The sequence below is a fragment of the Pseudomonas sp. Emmai genome (genome assembly GCF_055179735.1).
Genome location: NZ_CM143685.1, coordinates 3,819,479 through 3,836,078, shown reverse-complemented (window position 1 = coordinate 3,836,078; position 16,600 = coordinate 3,819,479). Strand labels below are relative to the sequence as shown.

Genomic DNA, 16,600 nt, shown 5'->3' with positions numbered 1-16,600 from the left:
GTCATCGCACGAACTGCTGCCCGCGCATGTAGGAGGTGTTCACGGCGGAAACTGCCTCTCCTCTCGTGATCTTGCCGTCCCGGCTCACATCAAGCCCTGAGTTCAGCGCGTATTCTCGCTGGTAAGGCCCTGAGTCTCGCTCCCACATAACGTAGGAATCTGGCCGGCCAATAGCCATTGGCCAAAGCACGGCAAGATAGGCATCCCCAAGATTTTTTATACGCCCGGAATAGGTTTTGAAGTAGGACTCCACGAAGTCGAGCTGCCTTACCGCCGTCATGCGTGCAAGCTGCGCAGTGGTTGTTCCAAGCCCTACAGCGGTTGGCTCGATGAACTGGATAAGTCCAGTGGCAGAGCTCCCAGGGTTCCTTGCGGCAGGGCTGAAGGTGTATCCGGTTTCATAGCCCATAACCGCCATAAGCCAATTCGGATCAATAGAAATTCGACCCGTGATTTCGCGAACCTTGACGCGGAACTCCTGATCGACTCTGGCACCCCATATCAGTTTCCCGTTCCCTGGCGTTGGAGTAGCAACCACAACCGGCTTGCTCCCGCCTCTGATCCCGTCGATTTCTTGCTTCCACTGATCGCTGTGCGAGTCACCGGAATACTTCATTGCGAAGACGTTGTATTCGCCATTGGCGCTGGCGTCACCGCTGATCTGCGATATGAAAAGGTTGCCAGTGTTGTAGGTCGCGAACTCGCTATGCACGTCGATAATGCTGTTAATCATGATCGACGGGTTAAGGTCGACAGACACGAACACGCCAAGACCGTTAGGACCTCGAGTCACTTCGGGGATGCCAACCATCCCTGTGAACTGGTCAACTTTAAGGACGGTTGATTTTCTGGGCATCTCCGGCTTCGACACATACATGCGGCCCATATGATGAAGCCAACTGAATTTGTAGGCGTAGGCCAGATCATCCATTGCGGCAGGGATATCTCCATCAACCACCAAGCCCGTCGCCATCGGTTTGTCATCAGCGAATTGCGCATTGTCGATATCAATCGGAAGCGGCCAAGCTCGGGCCAGGGCTCGGATCACTTCCTCAACCCGAGCGCCAATGCCGAAGGCCAGATGCGCGGAGCCGCGGTCATATGCCGCCGCCCCCGATCGGCAGATCAGTCGCGTGATGATCTCCGTGGATCCTGGCTCTCTCTCGCGAAGCACGTTCGTGACTAGGCCTGAAAATATCCCGTCGATGTTGTCGGTGTAGCCGGCCTTAAAAACAATGCTCGACCCTTGAGCTACGGTCGACTCCTTGTTCATGTTGTACAGTCTGATATCGGCGAACGAGATAGAGTTGCCTGCCGTGACATCGATGTTGAACTGGCATCGAAACTGAGTTGATCCAGACTGAAGTCCAATGTATGGCTCGCCATTGATATCAATCGACCAGGCGCGCTTTCTCATCTCAAGCCCTATATTTCAAGTGGTGGTGGAATCCAGACAAGGAAGTTCTCGACGCCGAGATTGTTCAGCGTTGCATCGCTTCCCGTGAAAACCATTTGACCTATCCCTGTTCTGTAGCTCTGGATGATGTCGCTGCCTGGCTCCAGCATTGCTCCTGACACGATCCGGCTTCCATCTCTAAGCAGATTCATCGACCACGCCGGAGTATCAAGGTACGAGATGAAGTCGATTTCAAAATTGATCAGGTTTTCGCCGAGCTGGACGCTGAACCGTTGGTGTGCGTTTGCTGCTCCGGCGGCCAAGGGAATGGTCAGCATTAGATAACCCCGTCGAGAATTCCGTTGACTGCTTCCGAAACGCTGTCGAGCGCTTCCTTGGCTATGACTTGGCCTTTGTTTACGGCTCTCGCCAGCGCGCTCTGGGATGGGTCACCATTGCGCAACTGGTACACCCACCGCTGCTCGCCGGCGGCGATCCGGTCGAGCTCAATGACTTCTTGTAGCTCGACGACGAACTCAAGGCCGTTCTCGTTGCGCGGCTCTTTTGTTCTGGAGAGCCGAGTGATGGCCATGTTCTTGAGGATGATGTCGCCGGTATCGATATCAAACGGTTCGTACTCGCTCATCAGCCAGATCAGAAAATCAAGCGTTGTGCTCGCCCGCGTTTCATCGCTGCCAGCCAGCCATCCAGCAGACAGGCCGGCCACCGTCGAGACAATCGGGTTGTCGGTCAGGTTTGAAAGCGCCCCGCCCAGGAAGTCAGTCAGCTGAACCTTCACGGGGTTGTTGCTGATGGCGCCGGTCATCGTCCACTTGAATGGGTTGAATATCCGGTGATTGGATATCCTGACGCCGCTCTCTATGGGGTACGAGGTGATCGACACGCTGACATCCAGCGTGTCTTCCAGTACGGCATCGAACGAGTAGCCGGCAATTGTCGGAGCCTGCCGCGTGAAGATATTGACAATGCTCAAGGCTATCGCTCCGTTGTCGTCCTCAGGTCGCCCAAGGTTTCGTAGTTTTGTCGCTCACTGACTCGAACAATTTTTGCTTCCAGTGCCTGACCATCAAGCTGAACGGTCAGCCCTAGCTGGTTTTCGACCTTGATCGGGTTTCGGCTGAGCGCGCCAGCCAAGGCCTGGGCGTTCGCCTGGCGATCTTCTTCTGTCGTTGATTCAGCTGTTGGCGGAATTACGTCTGACGCGGACCTTTCGCCATAAATAAGATCTGGAGAACTTCGATCAATCAATCCCGATGTCGACTCATCTATAGTTCGCTGATTTGTGCTATCCGCACCGGACCGAAGGCTCGACTTGGCGTCCTGCATAGCCCTCACAAGATCGTCAATCTCTGGCGATTTGACCTCCTTGTAGCTGCTGTCTTCCAGATCCTTCTGCCACACATCACTTGCAGGCGAGCTTGGCTCTGACACCTTGGCCGTGTCGGTAACTGGATGCTCGCCTACTGGCTTGCTGGTGCCTGCTCCAAACATCAACTCCATCGGACCTTTAATTCTTTTAAGGCCGGTCACGCGCTTCAGAAGATCGTCAAACTCTTGAGAGGCGTCGCTGTAACCTGGCACGTTCTCGTCCAGGGTTCGATTTAGAACGTTTGCCCCGACAGCACTACCGGTTACCACGACGCCAGCGGTACCTGCCTTGCTGAGCGCTCCACCTACAGTGCTGAGGCCGAATTTTGCGAGAGTTGCACCTACCACTGCCGATACAGCAGAGCCACCGAGAAAAGCAGTAGCCTTAGGGTTGTCTGAGGCGTAATCGATTGCCTTGCTGACCTCCGGCCGGTATTCCTTCAAAAAACTATTTACCGCATTGCTGGCCCCAACAAGACTTGGCAAAAACTTATCTGCCAATTCATTCTTGATTCCCTCAATGATCAGCCCGAACTGAGCAGAGTTGTCAGCAAGATTCCTTGCATTATCTGTCAGTTGGTCGACGCTTCCAGTCAGCCCGCTGGCGCGCTTCATGGTTGCGTCGAGCTGATCTACCCCGCCGGCAATCGAACGGAAAACACCATCTGACAGCCCGAGGGAGCCTTGAACCTGTGCTCGCTGCCCTTCGTCAAGCTTTGGAATCATGTCAGCAAGCGCGCGCATGAACTCTTCGCCGGTTTTTGTGGCATAGAGAGAGCTAACGTCTATGCCTGCCGTGGCCAGCTCAGTGATCGGCCCCGCCTCGCCTTTCAGTCGCAGGTTGTTCTGGATCTCTTCAAAACCTTTCAAGGCATCCAAGGCTTCTGAAGCATCGCCACCCATCAGCTTTACAGCACTCCCAAAGCTGTAAACCGTGTTAATCGAAGTACGAAGATTTTGCGTAGACATCGCCAGTTTGTCGACGCGATCGGACACGCCAACAACAGCGCTCGCAGCAAAGCCGAAAGCCCCAACCAGCGCTGCAGAGATGCCCAGGGTTCCCGACTTGATTCCGTTCAGGCTGGCGTTGATCTTTTTGTCGCCAGCCTCTAGAGCGCTTGTGTCGTAGCCGATGCCGATCAGGAACGACTTCAGTACCTTGCTAGCCATTCTTCACCGCCTCGTATTGGTCCCACATTTCATCCATGGTTTGGTTGAAGCGCTCGACGCTTGCCAGTGAGTAGGTCCCATCTTCGAGCTGGCCCCAAGTGCAAAGAGGTGGGCAAATTCCTTGTATGCCCACACAAGGCCGCATCAGGAACCAATTTACTGCGCTGCGCTTTCCTCGCCCGGCTGCCTTTGGCTTTTTTCGCCGCTTGGCAGCCAGTCGAAAAAATCGGAAAGGTTCCAGCGCAGCAGCTCGGCCAAGAGTTGGTTGTACTGCACCATCTTGCCGCCGAAGTCGGCGACGGTGACTGTGCGCTCCGTTCCGTTGAGCAGCACTCGCGCCATAAGCATCTGCGCCACCTGCGCCTTCACGTCCTGTCGCATCGACATGAACATGGCGCACAACACCTGGTCGTCAATCTCCAGGCCTGCGCCGGCCGCCGTGGCGAATCGCTCCAGCACGGCGGCTGACAGCAGGGACATCAGGCGGTCTTGATCGACAGCGCTGGCCATGGCGGCGTTGTACTGCGCGCCGCCAATGGTGAATGGTTTCACGCTCATCTATCAGCCCCTTGTCGCTTCCCAGATGTTGAACTGCATCGTGAACTGGTCGTCCGTGATGGTTGAGCCGGCACGGCCGCGCTGGCCGTCGTTCACGATCACGCCTTCCGAACCCAGCGCCGTTTCCAGCGTGCCGATCTGAGTGAAGGTCAGCGTAATGTTCGCGTTCGAGTTCAGCAGGCCCTGCACATATGCAGAGTCGGACGAGCCAGGGTTGAGGTAGACGTTCACCTCTCGGCCTGGGTTTTGGCGGTCGAGGCGGATGGCGTTACCGCCCTGCCCTCGGCGCAGCTGACTACGAGGATCGATCGGCGCGTCCGTGTACGGGGTAGCGGTATCACCCCAGTCCTGGATCTGCCGGCCATTGATGGTGACGACTGTCAGGTCGTTCGAGAAATTACTCAGGCTCATGGGTCACCTATCAATAAACGTCGAGGTCAACGTCAACAATGTGGATGGCGCCGGCGCGGAACAGTCGGATGCGCAGCGGTGCGGACTTGCGGGCGTTGCGGTCTGCTTCCGACAAGTCGAGGATGTCCTCTGGCTTGGTCAGGATCTCGAAACCGATGGTGTACTTCTCAAGGCCGTCGTCAGGGTCGATGTAGTTCCGCGGCCCCAGATAGCCGTTGTTGATGAACTGCTGCATGGTGGCCCGGGCGGCGCCGATCAGCACGGCCTGGCCGACCGGGGTCTGGGCAAGCTTGGTGGTCTGGTTGGCCACTGCGCTGTAGAGCGAGGTCGTCAGGTAGTTGACGCACGCGTCGAGGTTGACCACATCGTCAATGAACTCGCCGTAGGTGCTGTGCGTCAGGGTGTTTAGCCAGCGGCCGGAGTCGGTAGAGCCCTGGTTGTCGACCACTGTGTAGAAGACGGCCTTCTTCTTGTCGCTCTGCATGGCTGTGTAGGCCGTGCCGATCAGCGACTCAGCGATAACGCCAGGAGACTTTTTGAACTCGCCAGTGATGGTCGAACGGTCGGCGCTGTAGTTCACTGCCGCGTAGTGCTTGGCAAGTGCTGAACCAGAGTACGGGTCGGCGGCGTGCGCAGCGGTGTAGACGTGACGGAAGCCGGCCGAGGTCAGCTGAGTGGCAATGTCATCAACATCAGTCGGATCTCGGATCTCGGTAGCCGATACGCCGGTCTGGTTGTCGATGAACATGCTGGTATTGTCTTCGCACCACTGGGCAATCGCCAGAGCATCCGCTTTGACAGCCAATACAGGCGCCGTCCACATGGTCCAGTACCACCAGAGCATGTTTCGGGCCTTGTTGAGCGTCGCGGCGCGGGTAGCGTCAGCCGTTGCTGCACCCCAAACCTGAATCTGTCGAGTGGCCGGAGTGCCGCCAAGCCAGCGCTGGGCCGCCTTGTAGGTCTCAGTGGTGTCGGCGAAGTCTTCAGACAGTGCGACCAGTGTGAAATACGTCCGGTACGTATCAGGCGCGAAGCCCACCGGCAGTTCGAGTTGCGGAGCGAACAGCATGGCGCTGGCAAAGTTCGCATTGCCCAGGCCTGCCGGGCTGATCCGGGCATTAATCCGGATGATGTTGGTAGCTGGATAGCTCACTGTGCTAGCTCCAATGGGTTATGTGGGGTCGACTTCCACGGTGAAGGTCTGGATGACCTGCGCTTTTTCGTTCTGGAGTGCCACGGTGGCGCTCAGGATGTTGTTGATGGCTGGGAGGCTGCTGGTTTCGTACATCAGGCGTATGGTGATCTGCGCCCGCTGCTCGAAGTTGGCCGACTGCAGGCTGGTCAGGTTGTTCACGGAATCCGTGCTGTTCCAGCCGATCTTCGACCTGAACAGCATCATGCTGATGTCCGGCCGCTTGTTGGCCTGCTTCAGGCGCTCGGCGTACATCAGGGCTTCGCCGCGGTAGAAGTTGATGCTGGCCGAGCACATGATCTGTGCGCGGACCTCTGTCTCAATCAGGTCGCCGGGGATGTCTCGGGACTTGATGTTGGCCTGCCCGCGCTCGCCGATGGATTGCCGCGGAGTGATTGTTGCGTAGGCACCCTGCGGGGAAGGCATGCTTCCAGGGCCGATCTGATCAGCCAGGATGCATTCAGGCACTCCGGTCGCAAGCATCACAATCGGGCGCAGCTTTGCGAATAGTTCTTGGTTGGTCATGCTGGACCGCCTGACTGGTCGTCAATGCGCATAACGATGACTTTGCAGTAGTCGCGCCACCACCGGTTATCGCACTTGGTAGCCTTCCACTGCTGGCTGAGAAACGTCCAGATTCCGGTCTGGTCGATCAACTGCATCTCACCGTCATTGATGTAGATCCGGCGCACGTCGGTGATGCGCTCGCCACCTTGCCGGATGAAATCCACTTCCCGGTCGCTGGCCTGCTGGATGTTGACGGTATAGGTCTTCGTGTCGGTCGTGCCCGGCACCCATATACCTTCGACCCACTGCCCATCCACCGAAACAGTGCGCGATGCCGGGACACTGACAAAGGTATCGTCGACGTGCCCGGCCATGCTTAGCGTGCCGCTCATTCAAGACCCTCCGATGCAGGACCGATAGACACTTTGTGCGTGACTGATTGGCGCATGGCGCCTGAATCAATCAGAGGGTTTGAGCTGCCCTTCTTGCGGATGGTCGAGGCGGCGTTCGGCGGCGTCTTCAGCTCGGTCATATAGACCTTCACCGCCGCAGCAGCAACGACGCCAACCGTCTCCAGGATCTGATCCATCGACTGCCCCGCCTCCATGCCGTCCTGAATGGTCAGCAGCACCTCGGGCGTGGCGCTGGCGACTCCAGGCTCAAGCCATGGCCGCGCAGGGATGGTGATGTTATGCGGCTGAGTCACGCCCAACTGCATGTAGCCACTGCCAGTCTTGAGGAAGCGGACTTCATCACGATCAGCAGCGGCCTTGCTCGCGTAGCCGTATGACGTTCCGCCCGGGTGCTTGATCTCGGCGCCGAACTCATGAGTGGCGCCAAGGCCGGCCATGGTGATGTCGCCAGACTCGACGTTGCCAGCCTCTTCATGGATGCCGACGGTGACCACCTTGTCCGACCTGAGTGCGGCCAACTCCTTGGACAGTTCGTCTTGCAGCTCCTGAAAGCCCTGGATGTCGAGAGTGATCATTGTCTGGTGATCTCCAGCACACGCTGCTGGCAGGACTCAAGGCCTGATGCCAGTGCGAACGAGAAAGCCACCACTACAACCATTAGCAAAACAAGGTCCGCAGCCTTACGCAGCCAACTGCGAGGCCTCTCGCCATGCGGTGCATTGATGCCCATTTAAACCGCCTTGGCGCCCATGCCCACGCGACGACGCAAGCGAAGAAACTGAACGCCGTAGTTGGTGAGAGAAAGCCAGTCGTTTTCGGTTTCCTGAATGGCGCCAACTCGGTATGTCACCGACTCATCGCCAATCGACTTGGCCGCCACGTTCAGGCGAGCAGTAGATGGGATGTTCGTCGGGTCGGTAGCGCCAAGGCCGGTCGGGTAAGTGACCGACAGCCAGTGAGCGGCGAAGTAGTACAGGCCGCGCCGCTTGAGGTTATGGCAATCATCCTCATACGCGCCCCAGCGGCTACTGCCTGTTTCGCAGTCAGCCTCGCACAGGGATTCCTGGACGACAGCATTAGGCCACTTTGTGGTGTCCGTGAACGCGAGCTGAGTCGCCCTGAATGAGGCGACAATTTCAGGCGTGATATCCATCAGGAAGGCACCGTTCGAAGTGTGAAGTCATCATTCGGCAGATCAAGCCCGCCCTCGTACATTTCCAGCCTCGCCATTACCGACTGAGAGCCAGGATCTAGGCTTGCGATCTCAAGCAAATAAGCAGTGTTGGGCTCGTCGAGAATGCGGTTGCTACCAAATGACTGCGGAGTTGATCCTCGCGACTGCTGGCTGGACGGGCCAATGCCGAAGATGTCAGCGCCGCACTTGGTTCCGTTATTGGTCAGCGTGAAGCCTACCAAGAGCTTTGCAAGCGGCTCGGTGCCGACATAGCGCGGGTTCATATTGAACCAAGGGTCAGGTGTGCCGCCCGTGTAGATCGGCGACTTGTAGATCCGGCCAACTACTCCAAGACCGCTATAGCCAAGCACCCTTGACTTCAGGTCTACCGGTTTAGATCCGGTCAGAATGATGGAGTAAGCATTGTTAGCTGGCGCATTGCTGGCGATAGTGATAAGCCGAGAAGCTTCCCACTGATTACCGAGCTTCTTATTGCATTCGTCATAGGTTTGCGTAGTAAGGGCACGCAAGCCGTTGGCGATTCGCAATATGGTGAGGCTGGTTGAAAGCCCTTCAGCCATGACGCGCACTCCTTGAATGAGTGGGCGCCAGGCGCCCGGGTGTTACTTCTTGCCTTTTGCTGGCGATTTTTCTTCTTCGCCCGCTTCCAGTTCATCGGCGCCAACACGGCGCAGGTCACCGTTTTGCAGCAGTGCCTTCACGAAATCGATCTTCGCCACCTCATCCGGCACTTCGACCGCTGGGTTTTCGCCCGGCAGAATCGGGTGGCTGGTTTCTGCTCCATCCACCAGGTGGTTGATGGTGATCAGTCGTGCTGCTTCGTTCTTCAGGAACATGTCGAATCCTCGCCCGGAAACACTGACCGCCGCCCCGGGCATGGCGGAGGCGGTCAGATATCGGATGGTTAGAACTGGTCGCGGTACGCGCCAGAGAACGGATAGCGGAATTCAACGCCAGACAGCTTGTATTCGCAGGGCACGCTAACCGTGAGGTTGTGGAACTGCGGAGCCAAGGAACGCCATGGAATCGGCACCTGCATGCCCAGGTTCTCGTCGTTCAGCTCGTAAGCGACGATGCGGTCTTTGTTGCCGTTGGACACGCCGGCGGCGGCCAGTTGTGCGGCGGACAGTTGCAGGCGGCTGAAGATGTTGATCGGCCGGCCAGTCAGCGCGGTGAACTGGTTGTTGGTGCGGAAGTACTCGAGGATCGTCTTGTCAGTGATGGTGCCCATCCGTTTGTTCGAGATGAACGCGAAACGGGCAGCATCAAGGATGACGGTATCGAACAGGTGAACGGTCGCCGAGTTGATGTATCCATCAACCAGGATCTTGTTCATGTCCGCGACGATCTGGTCACCGGTGGTGGCAGCGTTGTACCAGTCCAGTGTCGAGTTCGAGAGCGCCAGGTTCGGGTTGTTGAACAGGCCAGTCATGCCGCGTGCCGCATCGCCGAAGTAAGCCACACGCTGGGTGTGCTCTTGAGCGCCGCGGAAGGCCAGGCGGGCCTTGGTGGTGTCCAGAGGAATGCGCAGTTGTTGCGATTTGCGCAGTTCGTCCAGGCTGTAGCTGTACTTGTTACCCGCGTAGCCGATTGGAACGCTGGATTTGTTCGCGTTGATGGTTACATCAGGCAGGTCGTCAGCGCTGGCGCCGATGAATTTGCCGATGGTTACGCCGTCGTAGCTGATGTAGTTCCACTCGTCTACCCATTCAGGAAGCGAGGTGTCGACAGGGATCAACTCCATGTAGTTGATCGCGGCGTACTTGGACTCGTAGATACGAGATTCCAGGTTCGCCAACTGGCTGATGTAGAACGCCAAGCCGTCGTCGAGGGTCGGCAGACCGTCAATGAAGGCAACTTCGTGTGCATCGCGGCCGATCTGATGCGCGATTGCGGCATCAATGGCTACGACGATTTTTTTAAGCTGGGTCATGTCGATTAGCCCCCGACCTTGAGAGAGATTTTAGCCAGTGCGCCGGCTCCGGCGGAGCTGACCCATTTGGCGTTCGGGATCAGGACAGCCAGGGTTGCGGCCGCGCCGATCACGTTGGAGAACTGGCCTTGGTTGGTGCCGGTGCCATCGCCGACAACCAGGTAGACCGGGTCATCCTTGGCGACTGCTACGCGGGCGGTCACCCAGATAGGCGCCATGGTCTCGACGGTCATGTCGCGCTTGGCAACCGCGCCGAACACGTCGGTCGAGGTGTAGGCGCGGTTGAGTTCGCGCTTCACGACGCCGATGAACTGGGCGGCGGTCGATGCGGCGACAGGCAGCTTGGCGCCGTCGTCACCGTCGGTGACCACGCCCAGGCCGTAGGCGATGTTCACGGTGCCCTTGTTGACTTTGGAGACGCCGTTGGACACTTCGCCGTCAGCGACCATGCCCGCATAGGCGACGCCGTGGTTGATTGCGTTACCACCGATAGCTGGCATGGTTAGGCTCCTTTCTGTTTGTGGGCACCAGACAAGCTTTGCTTGTGGGCCTGGTAAGGGGTTGGCTTGGCGTCGGTGGTTGCCGGCGGAGTCGCGCCGTCCTTGGCCAGCTGCACGAATTGAGCAAAGAGCGCGGCAGTGTCACCCATCGGCTTTTTGTCTTTGGGCTTCTTGCCGCCCTTGCCGTCGTCTTCCTCTTCTTCCTCATCCTTGTCGGATTCGGCGTCGAAGGCGCACTCGACATAGCCGGCGGACTTGTCCGACCAGTCGCGCTTAGGCAGAGCAACAGCCAATGCAGCGCGTTTGATCTCGGTCACGTCGAGGCTGTCGCAGGTGAACGAATCGCCAGCAACCTTGCGGGCCATGGCTTGGGTGCTGCCGATCAAAACGACGCGAGCATTGATTGCTTCGTCGCTCGAAGCCTTGCGGGCCTCAGCCAGATCTTCGGCAGCCTTGTCGGCGGTCGCCTGGGCCTTATCAGCCTTGGTTTCCGCATCGGTGGCACGCTTCAGCAATCGGTCGAACGAGTCGGCGACCACTTGGGCGTTCGCAGGATCAGCAACATCAACGCTGCGCCCGCTATCGGTGGTGATAAGTACAGGCATTGTGTTGCCTCCTGGGTTGTGGTCAAAAAAGCGGGCATTAGCGCCAGCCCTTGCTCGGTCTACAACGGCAACGTGGTTGATTCTGATGTCACGCTGGATGTAGTCGTACTTCTCGCCGCCTTCGGTCACCCCTGGGGTGTCGTCGTAAACGGCCGTGTATCCGGCTGATAGCTCGCACTTGCCGGACGTGATGTCGTCGATGGTCGCCTTGTCCTTGACGATCAGGTCGCAGACAACGAAATCTCCATCCCGCCGACCGGAGCCGCGCACCACACCGACCGTCAGGCCCTTGTAGTTAGCCGCGGTCACAAGGCCGTGCGGATGGTTGTTGGTGACTGCTGAGGCGTCATAGGTGCTCAGTGATTCGTCGTTGAACACCTCCTCTTCTGGGCGATACACACGGACAACCCTCATCGGGTCGCCATCTAGGTCAAGCTCGCGAGCCAGGTATTCCTGAATCCCAGTGCGGGCAACGCGGCCTGGAACCTTGAGAAATCCCTCGTCTGTGTACTCTCGCTGGGTGATGCGATACCCAGCCCGGTCGAAAACCGTGCACTTCATGTTGCGGCCTCGCGGATTGGATGAATTATCGAAGGACGCCAGGCGCTGTGCGGCCTGCGTCTTGGTTGGCCTTGACCTCGCGAGCGCTCACTGGGCGCGCGATGCATCGGCAGGAATAATCAGACCCGGGCTTGATCGGTACGCCGTCGGAACTCAGCGGCAGGTCGTCCCACCGGTAAATCCCTTTGCCGTAGGCGGTTACCTTGTTGGCGATCTCGCGATGACGGCTACGAACACGGCTGTCGTCGGAGTCGATCCATTGAAAGAATTCAAAGCCCGCGTCTTTCTGCTGCTTCTCGGCCAGCTCACCCTGGATCTTCGATGTCTGGTCGCGGGCGATCATCTTGGCGCGGCGCTGCGTAACGCCGAACTGCTCCTGCAACGCCTTCTCGATGTAGCCCGGCCGCATGCCGGAGCGCATATTGGCCATCACCAGCGTCTGCACGTCTTCGAGGTACTTGGCCGGGATGGACTTGATCAGCTGGGCATTCTGCTGAGTCGAGGCGTGCAGGTAGTCCTGCATCGTCTTGGAGCCGCTGAAAACGTCAATGCCGGCCGACTTCTTCAGTTCGCGCTCTGACTTCTTGAGCGACGACTGAACGAACTCGCCAGCGATCCGCGCACCTGCTGACTGAACCGTCGGAGACGACCAGCGACTCACCAACATGGAGATGGCGTTGAGAATCAGGTCGGACCAGGCATCAGTCGTGACCACCGCGTCCTGCGTGTACTCCGGAGCCAACTGGCGAACCAGTGGCATGATCTCCTTGCCGATCGACGCCTTGACCTGCTTCACCAGCCGCTGCAGCTTGGCGTTGTACTGGATGCCGATCATGTCCATGGATCACTCCTCGCTGACATCGGCCTTCCAGTTCTGCTTGATCGGCTTGAACACCTCGGCCCCGAGAACGATCTGCCCGCGATATGGCTCAACCTTGCTCACATCAACATCGCCCGGGTTGTAGGTGATGGTTATGTGCGGCTGATATTCCGGGTAATCCCACGAAGCACCGATCTCCCGCAGTGACATGTGGCGCCACGACAAGTCAGAACTGTTGAACGCCAGAACGACAGCGCCCTCACCGAACTGCTCAATCATGCGAGGGCCTCCAGGGCGAACAGTCACGCCACCATCATCACGCGAGCCATACGCTTCCCCGGCCTTCATCCAATCGACAGGCGCCTTGCTGAACGCAACGGTCACATGCAAATCGTCGGCTGGCAGGGTTTGCGTGAAGCCTTGCGACTTGGCCCAACTGATCAGCTCGTCGGCGTTCAGAACCGGCCTGAACACATAGAGCGGAGCGGGTGCGGCGTCAGATGACGGCTTCCTGTTGTCGCTGTTGTCGTCGTCATCCACCGGATCGTTGAACATGGTCAGGTCCTCATCAGCCTCCAGCGCTTCGATCTTCTCGTCGTCGAACTGGTAGAGCTCCTGAGCCTGCAACTTGCGCTGGATCTGGCTGGTGGTGATCACGCCCGCATCCTTGTAGGCGATGTCCGTCTCGGCGTTGGCCTTGTTGGCCTGGGCGATCTGCACAAGGTCAGGCTGCTTGAACGGGTTCCAGACGTAGTTGAAGTCTTCGATCCACCGGCCGGTGGCCGAGCGCACCATCACCTCATCCAGCTGGCGAAGGCCTGGGTCAATCTGGGTCAGGCGCTTCGAGGACAGATGGTTGTGGTAGTTGGTGTCGTCGCCCTGTCCATCGTTGCCCAGGCCCTTGGCCGACTCACCGAACAGGCGCGTCACCGGGATACCAGCGGCACCGGCGATCCAAGTCATCAGCAGGTCGAGAACCGGAGCAACCCCGGAAAGGTCCAGGGTCTTGCGGTCATACGTCTCTTCGTCGTCCAGCAGCGCCAGGTTGATAGACGACTTCATCATGCTGAACAGGGCGTAACGCGCCGTGATGGCGTCGTCCTGATCACTGGCCAGCTCATCCGAGAGGCCGACACGCTTGATGATGTCGACGTTCGCTTCCTGCATCAGCTCGGCAATGCCGTCCTTGCTGGCAACGATGTCCATCACGTCGTCGAGGCACTTGCGCAGCTCTGAGTCGCCCCATCCCTGCGTTTGTGCGCGCTGGCGGCGCGGAAGCTTGGCGCCGGCGAACCGGGCGAAGTGTGTCCAATGGATCTGCTGGGCGCCGGCAGAGATGGTGTAGAACTCCGGCTGCAAGTAGTTCGCAGCCAGGATGTTGGTTTGATTCAGATCCATCGCCGTCATGTCGAAGCGGTCGATCACCAGCAGGCGGTACAGGTCGCCCTTTTTGATCTTCTCCGGCTTGAGCGGCTTGGTCAGGTCCTGATTGGTCAGCATGAGGATGCCTGCGCCACCGTACAGGCGAGCCCAGCTTGTCGCCTCGCTCACCATGGCAGGAAGGTTCAAGCGGTCTTCCTCGGCCCGTATCACGTCAGCGTCATCGCACTTGAGGGTGCGCCACTCGCGAGTCATGTCCTCGGCCGGGTAGTCCACGATCGCCCGTGCAAGCCAACTGGTTTGGTAGGCCGCGTCGAGCTGCTGGAAGTTGTTCAGGAACCCGTATTCGAACTGGTTGTGGGAGCGCTTGGCCTTTTCGGTGCCCAGGCCGGACACGACGTTCACCAATCCGTCGGCGGTCTGTTTCGTGCCAGCCTTGTATTCAACCAAGGCCCGAGTGAGGGCCTTGCCCAGCTTTTTGGTTGCTGGCGCTTGGCCCTTCTTACTCATGGGGTCACCAATTTGGTTATAGGAGGTCGCGGATTGAGCGCTTGCCTTTGATGTAAACCTCGGACAGAGCGTCGATCATCACGTCTGTCTGGTCGTCGTACTTGTGGCTGTCGTCGGCGGTGAAGGATGCGACCTCACACACGAACTCGTAGTTTTGGCTGTCGTCGTAGGGCAGGCAGACCAGCTTGGCAGCGTGGAAGCCTTGCACGTCCAGGGCGCGGGTCAGCTTGTCGCGGTCCCGAGGAACTGGCGTCACCTTGAGCGGCAGGCGCTTTTCCATCTCCTGGATCAGGCCGGTACCGCTTGATTTGTCCTCGACGTACACGCGGCGCAGGATGCCGTTGACATTGCCGTTCTTGGCCCAGGAGCCTTTGACGAACGCCTCGAACTCGCGGCGTAACGTCTTGGCGTCCATCCGGCCGCGCTTCATTCCAAGCCGATAGATGCGTTTCTCTTCACCTGGCGGGGTGGCAACGCCCCATTCACCGAATACCGTCCAGTCGTTCCAGGTGTTGGTCTTCTGTGCGGTGTCTGCGGTGATGAAGCGGTAGTCGAACTTGTCCGGTACCGGAAGATCAGCGCCGGCATCCACGTCGCCGTAGTACTGGAAGTCGTCTGCCGAGAAGATCCCGCCGTCGAGCGTGTCGGGGTCTTGCATGTACTGGCTGCTGAAGGTGTACGGGTGAGCCGTGCGGAGCGCGATAAGGTCGTGAACGCTCTCCTTGGCAGGCCAGTACGACCAGTAGCCGTCTACCTGTTCAGACCCGCACACGCTCTTGATGCAGCGCTCGCGGATACCGTCGGGCAGGCTGTCGATGTACTCCTGATTGACCAGGGCCGGGATCTTGATGTGCAGATCGATCTTCAGGCCCATGCCGCCCGACAACAGGAACGCGGTCGAGTCGTCGATGTGGCCGCGCTGCTGGATGGCAACGAATGGTGTGCCGCTGTGCGCCTTCCGGCTGCGCAGGGTGTTCACCAGGCGCGTGTGCGACTTGCGCCGCTTTGCCTCGCTGAACAGATCGTCGATCTTGTCCCAGTCATCCGCCTGGATGTGGCCGCTGTACTCGTCGCCCATGTAGCCGCCGCGAACACCGGTGATCTGTCCGCCACTGGAGCGGCTGAACAGTTGGTGTACGCGCTTACCGTCTTTGGCGAGTGTCCAGTCGTCTACCTTGTCCTTCTCGATATCGAAGGGGTAGAACTCGCGGAACTCGGCAGACTTGACCAGGGCACGACTGCGCTCGCTGTTCTCGTCCACCAGGCTCTTGGAATAGCTGGTGTTGAGGATTCGCACCCGACGGTGCTTGACCATCGTGTAGACCGGCAGGTGGACGGACCAGAACTCAGTCTTGGTGCCGCCTGGCGGGATGTTCACGACGATGTTCTGCGCGTCACCGACAAGCATCTTGCGGGCCGCGTAGTCGAAGTAGTGGTGGTGCCAATTCGTCCTGAAGCTGTCGCCCTGGGTGATGTTGAACCACAGACTGGTAAAGGCCAGGGGGCTATGCTCGCCAGCCGCGACCAAGGCGGAGCGCTCGCCAACGGTAAGCGCGTCCCACTCGATCGGTTTGATAGCCATCAGTCCACCAGCTTGTCTACCAGGGCTTTAACCAGCTCGGCGTCAATCGGGCGGTCCTTTGCGGGAGTCATCGTCCCGTCGGTCGAACTGAGATCTACCTGCTGCTTGTTGGTGTAGGTGCCACCGGTTTCCTTTGCGGCCTGCTCAAGCAACTGAGCGGCGAGCGCAAGGTTTTTCACGCTCTCGGCTCTCTCAGCCATCCGGCCAAGAGCGCGCAGGCGGAATGCCCGGTTCGCGATTGGGATGTCTGCGGTGTCGTCACGGAAGCGTTTGCGGGTGTCCTCGAACAGCGTCACCCAGCGCTTGGCCAGGCACTTGCCGGAAGTCTTTGTCGGGTCGTGTGTCTCAACCTGCTGGCGGGTGATCGTAACCCCGTATTCTTTCTGGACAGACTCAACCACCTGAGAAGGTGTGTCGAAGCACGCCAGGGCCTGAACGATAAAGGCCTTCACGTCGTTTTGAAGGGCTGCCATAAATT

20 protein-coding genes are annotated in these 16,600 nt (G+C 58.5%); all 20 read right to left on the bottom strand.

Annotation, left to right across the window (positions count from 1 at the left end; all coding sequences use genetic code 11):
- Nucleotide 1 precedes the first annotated feature (1 nt).
- The 20 genes from ACY4LX_RS17715 to ACY4LX_RS17620 all read right to left on the bottom strand — a co-directional run bounded on the left by ACY4LX_RS17715 (nucleotide 2) and on the right by ACY4LX_RS17620 (nucleotide 16,595).
- Nucleotides 2–1,417, bottom strand: a complete 1,416-nt coding sequence (locus ACY4LX_RS17715; RefSeq protein ID WP_463257265.1) for a hypothetical protein — start codon at nucleotides 1,415–1,417, stop codon at nucleotides 2–4.
- Nucleotides 1,418–1,425: 8 nt separating this feature from the next.
- Nucleotides 1,426–1,734, bottom strand: coding sequence for a phage baseplate plug family protein (locus ACY4LX_RS17710; protein WP_463257264.1), 309 nt, complete (start codon nucleotides 1,732–1,734; stop codon nucleotides 1,426–1,428).
- Entirely contained in the window at nucleotides 1,734–2,390 is a 657-nt protein-coding gene (locus tag ACY4LX_RS17705) for a phage baseplate protein (RefSeq protein ID WP_463257263.1), read from the bottom strand. Before ACY4LX_RS17705 ends, ACY4LX_RS17710 begins: the two co-directional genes overlap by 1 nt.
- A gap of 2 nt (nucleotides 2,391–2,392) precedes the next feature.
- A complete protein-coding gene (locus ACY4LX_RS17700) occupies nucleotides 2,393–3,955 on the bottom strand; it encodes a hypothetical protein (RefSeq protein WP_463257262.1) in 1,563 nt (520 codons plus the stop codon).
- A gap of 156 nt (nucleotides 3,956–4,111) precedes the next feature.
- The gene (locus tag ACY4LX_RS17695) at nucleotides 4,112–4,513 is read right to left on the bottom strand and encodes a hypothetical protein (protein WP_463257261.1); all 402 of its coding nucleotides are present in this window, start codon (nucleotides 4,511–4,513) and stop codon (nucleotides 4,112–4,114) included.
- A gap of 3 nt (nucleotides 4,514–4,516) precedes the next feature.
- The gene (locus tag ACY4LX_RS17690; protein WP_463257260.1) at nucleotides 4,517–4,924 is read right to left on the bottom strand and encodes a hypothetical protein; all 408 of its coding nucleotides are present in this window, start codon (nucleotides 4,922–4,924) and stop codon (nucleotides 4,517–4,519) included.
- 10 nt (nucleotides 4,925–4,934) lie between these two features.
- Nucleotides 4,935–6,077 carry a DUF3383 family protein gene (locus ACY4LX_RS17685; protein ID WP_463257259.1) on the bottom strand — a complete coding sequence of 381 codons (1,143 nt, stop codon included), beginning with the start codon at nucleotides 6,075–6,077 and terminating at the stop codon, nucleotides 4,935–4,937.
- Nucleotides 6,078–6,095: 18 nt separating this feature from the next.
- Nucleotides 6,096–6,641: a phage neck terminator protein gene (locus ACY4LX_RS17680; RefSeq protein WP_463257258.1), complete on the bottom strand. Its 546-nt coding sequence runs from the start codon at nucleotides 6,639–6,641 to the stop codon at nucleotides 6,096–6,098.
- Nucleotides 6,638–7,015 (bottom strand): hypothetical protein, encoded by a 378-nt coding sequence (locus ACY4LX_RS17675; protein ID WP_463257257.1) that lies wholly within the window; start codon nucleotides 7,013–7,015, stop codon nucleotides 6,638–6,640. The genes ACY4LX_RS17680 and ACY4LX_RS17675 overlap by 4 nt, the downstream gene beginning before the upstream one ends.
- Nucleotides 7,012–7,611, bottom strand: a complete 600-nt coding sequence (locus ACY4LX_RS17670; RefSeq protein WP_463257256.1) for a hypothetical protein — start codon at nucleotides 7,609–7,611, stop codon at nucleotides 7,012–7,014. Before ACY4LX_RS17670 ends, ACY4LX_RS17675 begins: the two co-directional genes overlap by 4 nt.
- Nucleotides 7,612–7,766: 155 nt before the next feature.
- Entirely contained in the window at nucleotides 7,767–8,189 is a 423-nt protein-coding gene (locus tag ACY4LX_RS17665) for a DUF4054 domain-containing protein (protein WP_463257255.1), read from the bottom strand.
- Nucleotides 8,189–8,791 carry a hypothetical protein gene (locus ACY4LX_RS17660; RefSeq protein WP_463257254.1) on the bottom strand — a complete coding sequence of 201 codons (603 nt, stop codon included), beginning with the start codon at nucleotides 8,789–8,791 and terminating at the stop codon, nucleotides 8,189–8,191. Before ACY4LX_RS17660 ends, ACY4LX_RS17665 begins: the two co-directional genes overlap by 1 nt.
- A 42-nt stretch (nucleotides 8,792–8,833) precedes the next feature.
- Nucleotides 8,834–9,067 carry a hypothetical protein gene (locus tag ACY4LX_RS17655; RefSeq protein WP_463257253.1) on the bottom strand — a complete coding sequence of 78 codons (234 nt, stop codon included), beginning with the start codon at nucleotides 9,065–9,067 and terminating at the stop codon, nucleotides 8,834–8,836.
- Between the two features lie 68 nt (nucleotides 9,068–9,135).
- Nucleotides 9,136–10,164, bottom strand: coding sequence for a DUF2184 domain-containing protein (locus ACY4LX_RS17650; RefSeq protein WP_463257252.1), 1,029 nt, complete (start codon nucleotides 10,162–10,164; stop codon nucleotides 9,136–9,138).
- 5 nt (nucleotides 10,165–10,169) lie between these two features.
- Nucleotides 10,170–10,664 (bottom strand): structural cement protein Gp24, encoded by a 495-nt coding sequence (locus tag ACY4LX_RS17645; RefSeq protein ID WP_463257251.1) that lies wholly within the window; start codon nucleotides 10,662–10,664, stop codon nucleotides 10,170–10,172.
- Nucleotides 10,665–10,666: 2 nt separating this feature from the next.
- Nucleotides 10,667–11,830: a DUF2213 domain-containing protein gene (locus ACY4LX_RS17640; protein ID WP_463257250.1), complete on the bottom strand. Its 1,164-nt coding sequence runs from the start codon at nucleotides 11,828–11,830 to the stop codon at nucleotides 10,667–10,669.
- Between the two features lie 25 nt (nucleotides 11,831–11,855).
- Nucleotides 11,856–12,671, bottom strand: a complete 816-nt coding sequence (locus tag ACY4LX_RS17635) for a phage head morphogenesis protein (protein WP_463257249.1) — start codon at nucleotides 12,669–12,671, stop codon at nucleotides 11,856–11,858.
- 3 nt (nucleotides 12,672–12,674) lie between these two features.
- A complete protein-coding gene (locus ACY4LX_RS17630) occupies nucleotides 12,675–14,540 on the bottom strand; it encodes an anti-CBASS protein Acb1 family protein (protein WP_463257248.1) in 1,866 nt (621 codons plus the stop codon).
- A gap of 16 nt (nucleotides 14,541–14,556) precedes the next feature.
- Entirely contained in the window at nucleotides 14,557–16,122 is a 1,566-nt protein-coding gene (gene terL, locus ACY4LX_RS17625) for a phage terminase large subunit (protein ID WP_463257247.1), read from the bottom strand.
- On the bottom strand, nucleotides 16,122–16,595 hold the full coding sequence (locus ACY4LX_RS17620; protein ID WP_463257246.1) for a DUF2280 domain-containing protein: 474 nt from the start codon (nucleotides 16,593–16,595) through the stop codon (nucleotides 16,122–16,124). The genes terL and ACY4LX_RS17620 overlap by 1 nt, the downstream gene beginning before the upstream one ends.
- Nucleotides 16,596–16,600 lie beyond the last annotated feature (5 nt).

What these genes read in the sequence shown, in the direction of transcription:
- ACY4LX_RS17715 (WP_463257265.1), bottom strand. Translation starts at nt 1,417, where the DNA reads ATGAGAAAGCGCGCCTGGTCGATTGATATCAATGGCGAGCCATACATT.
- ACY4LX_RS17710 (WP_463257264.1), bottom strand. Translation starts at nt 1,734, where the DNA reads ATGCTGACCATTCCCTTGGCCGCCGGAGCAGCAAACGCACACCAACGG.
- ACY4LX_RS17700 (WP_463257262.1), bottom strand. Translation starts at nt 3,955, where the DNA reads ATGGCTAGCAAGGTACTGAAGTCGTTCCTGATCGGCATCGGCTACGAC.
- ACY4LX_RS17695 (WP_463257261.1), bottom strand. Translation starts at nt 4,513, where the DNA reads ATGAGCGTGAAACCATTCACCATTGGCGGCGCGCAGTACAACGCCGCC.
- ACY4LX_RS17690 (WP_463257260.1), bottom strand. Translation starts at nt 4,924, where the DNA reads ATGAGCCTGAGTAATTTCTCGAACGACCTGACAGTCGTCACCATCAAT.
- ACY4LX_RS17680 (WP_463257258.1), bottom strand. Translation starts at nt 6,641, where the DNA reads ATGACCAACCAAGAACTATTCGCAAAGCTGCGCCCGATTGTGATGCTT.
- ACY4LX_RS17675 (WP_463257257.1), bottom strand. Translation starts at nt 7,015, where the DNA reads ATGAGCGGCACGCTAAGCATGGCCGGGCACGTCGACGATACCTTTGTC.
- ACY4LX_RS17670 (WP_463257256.1), bottom strand. Translation starts at nt 7,611, where the DNA reads ATGATCACTCTCGACATCCAGGGCTTTCAGGAGCTGCAAGACGAACTG.
- ACY4LX_RS17665 (WP_463257255.1), bottom strand. Translation starts at nt 8,189, where the DNA reads ATGGATATCACGCCTGAAATTGTCGCCTCATTCAGGGCGACTCAGCTC.
- ACY4LX_RS17660 (WP_463257254.1), bottom strand. Translation starts at nt 8,791, where the DNA reads ATGGCTGAAGGGCTTTCAACCAGCCTCACCATATTGCGAATCGCCAAC.
- ACY4LX_RS17655 (WP_463257253.1), bottom strand. Translation starts at nt 9,067, where the DNA reads ATGTTCCTGAAGAACGAAGCAGCACGACTGATCACCATCAACCACCTG.
- ACY4LX_RS17650 (WP_463257252.1), bottom strand. Translation starts at nt 10,164, where the DNA reads ATGACCCAGCTTAAAAAAATCGTCGTAGCCATTGATGCCGCAATCGCG.
- ACY4LX_RS17645 (WP_463257251.1), bottom strand. Translation starts at nt 10,664, where the DNA reads ATGCCAGCTATCGGTGGTAACGCAATCAACCACGGCGTCGCCTATGCG.
- ACY4LX_RS17640 (WP_463257250.1), bottom strand. Translation starts at nt 11,830, where the DNA reads ATGAAGTGCACGGTTTTCGACCGGGCTGGGTATCGCATCACCCAGCGA.
- ACY4LX_RS17635 (WP_463257249.1), bottom strand. Translation starts at nt 12,671, where the DNA reads ATGGACATGATCGGCATCCAGTACAACGCCAAGCTGCAGCGGCTGGTG.
- ACY4LX_RS17630 (WP_463257248.1), bottom strand. Translation starts at nt 14,540, where the DNA reads ATGAGTAAGAAGGGCCAAGCGCCAGCAACCAAAAAGCTGGGCAAGGCC.
- terL (WP_463257247.1), bottom strand. Translation starts at nt 16,122, where the DNA reads ATGGCTATCAAACCGATCGAGTGGGACGCGCTTACCGTTGGCGAGCGC.
- ACY4LX_RS17620 (WP_463257246.1), bottom strand. Translation starts at nt 16,595, where the DNA reads ATGGCAGCCCTTCAAAACGACGTGAAGGCCTTTATCGTTCAGGCCCTG.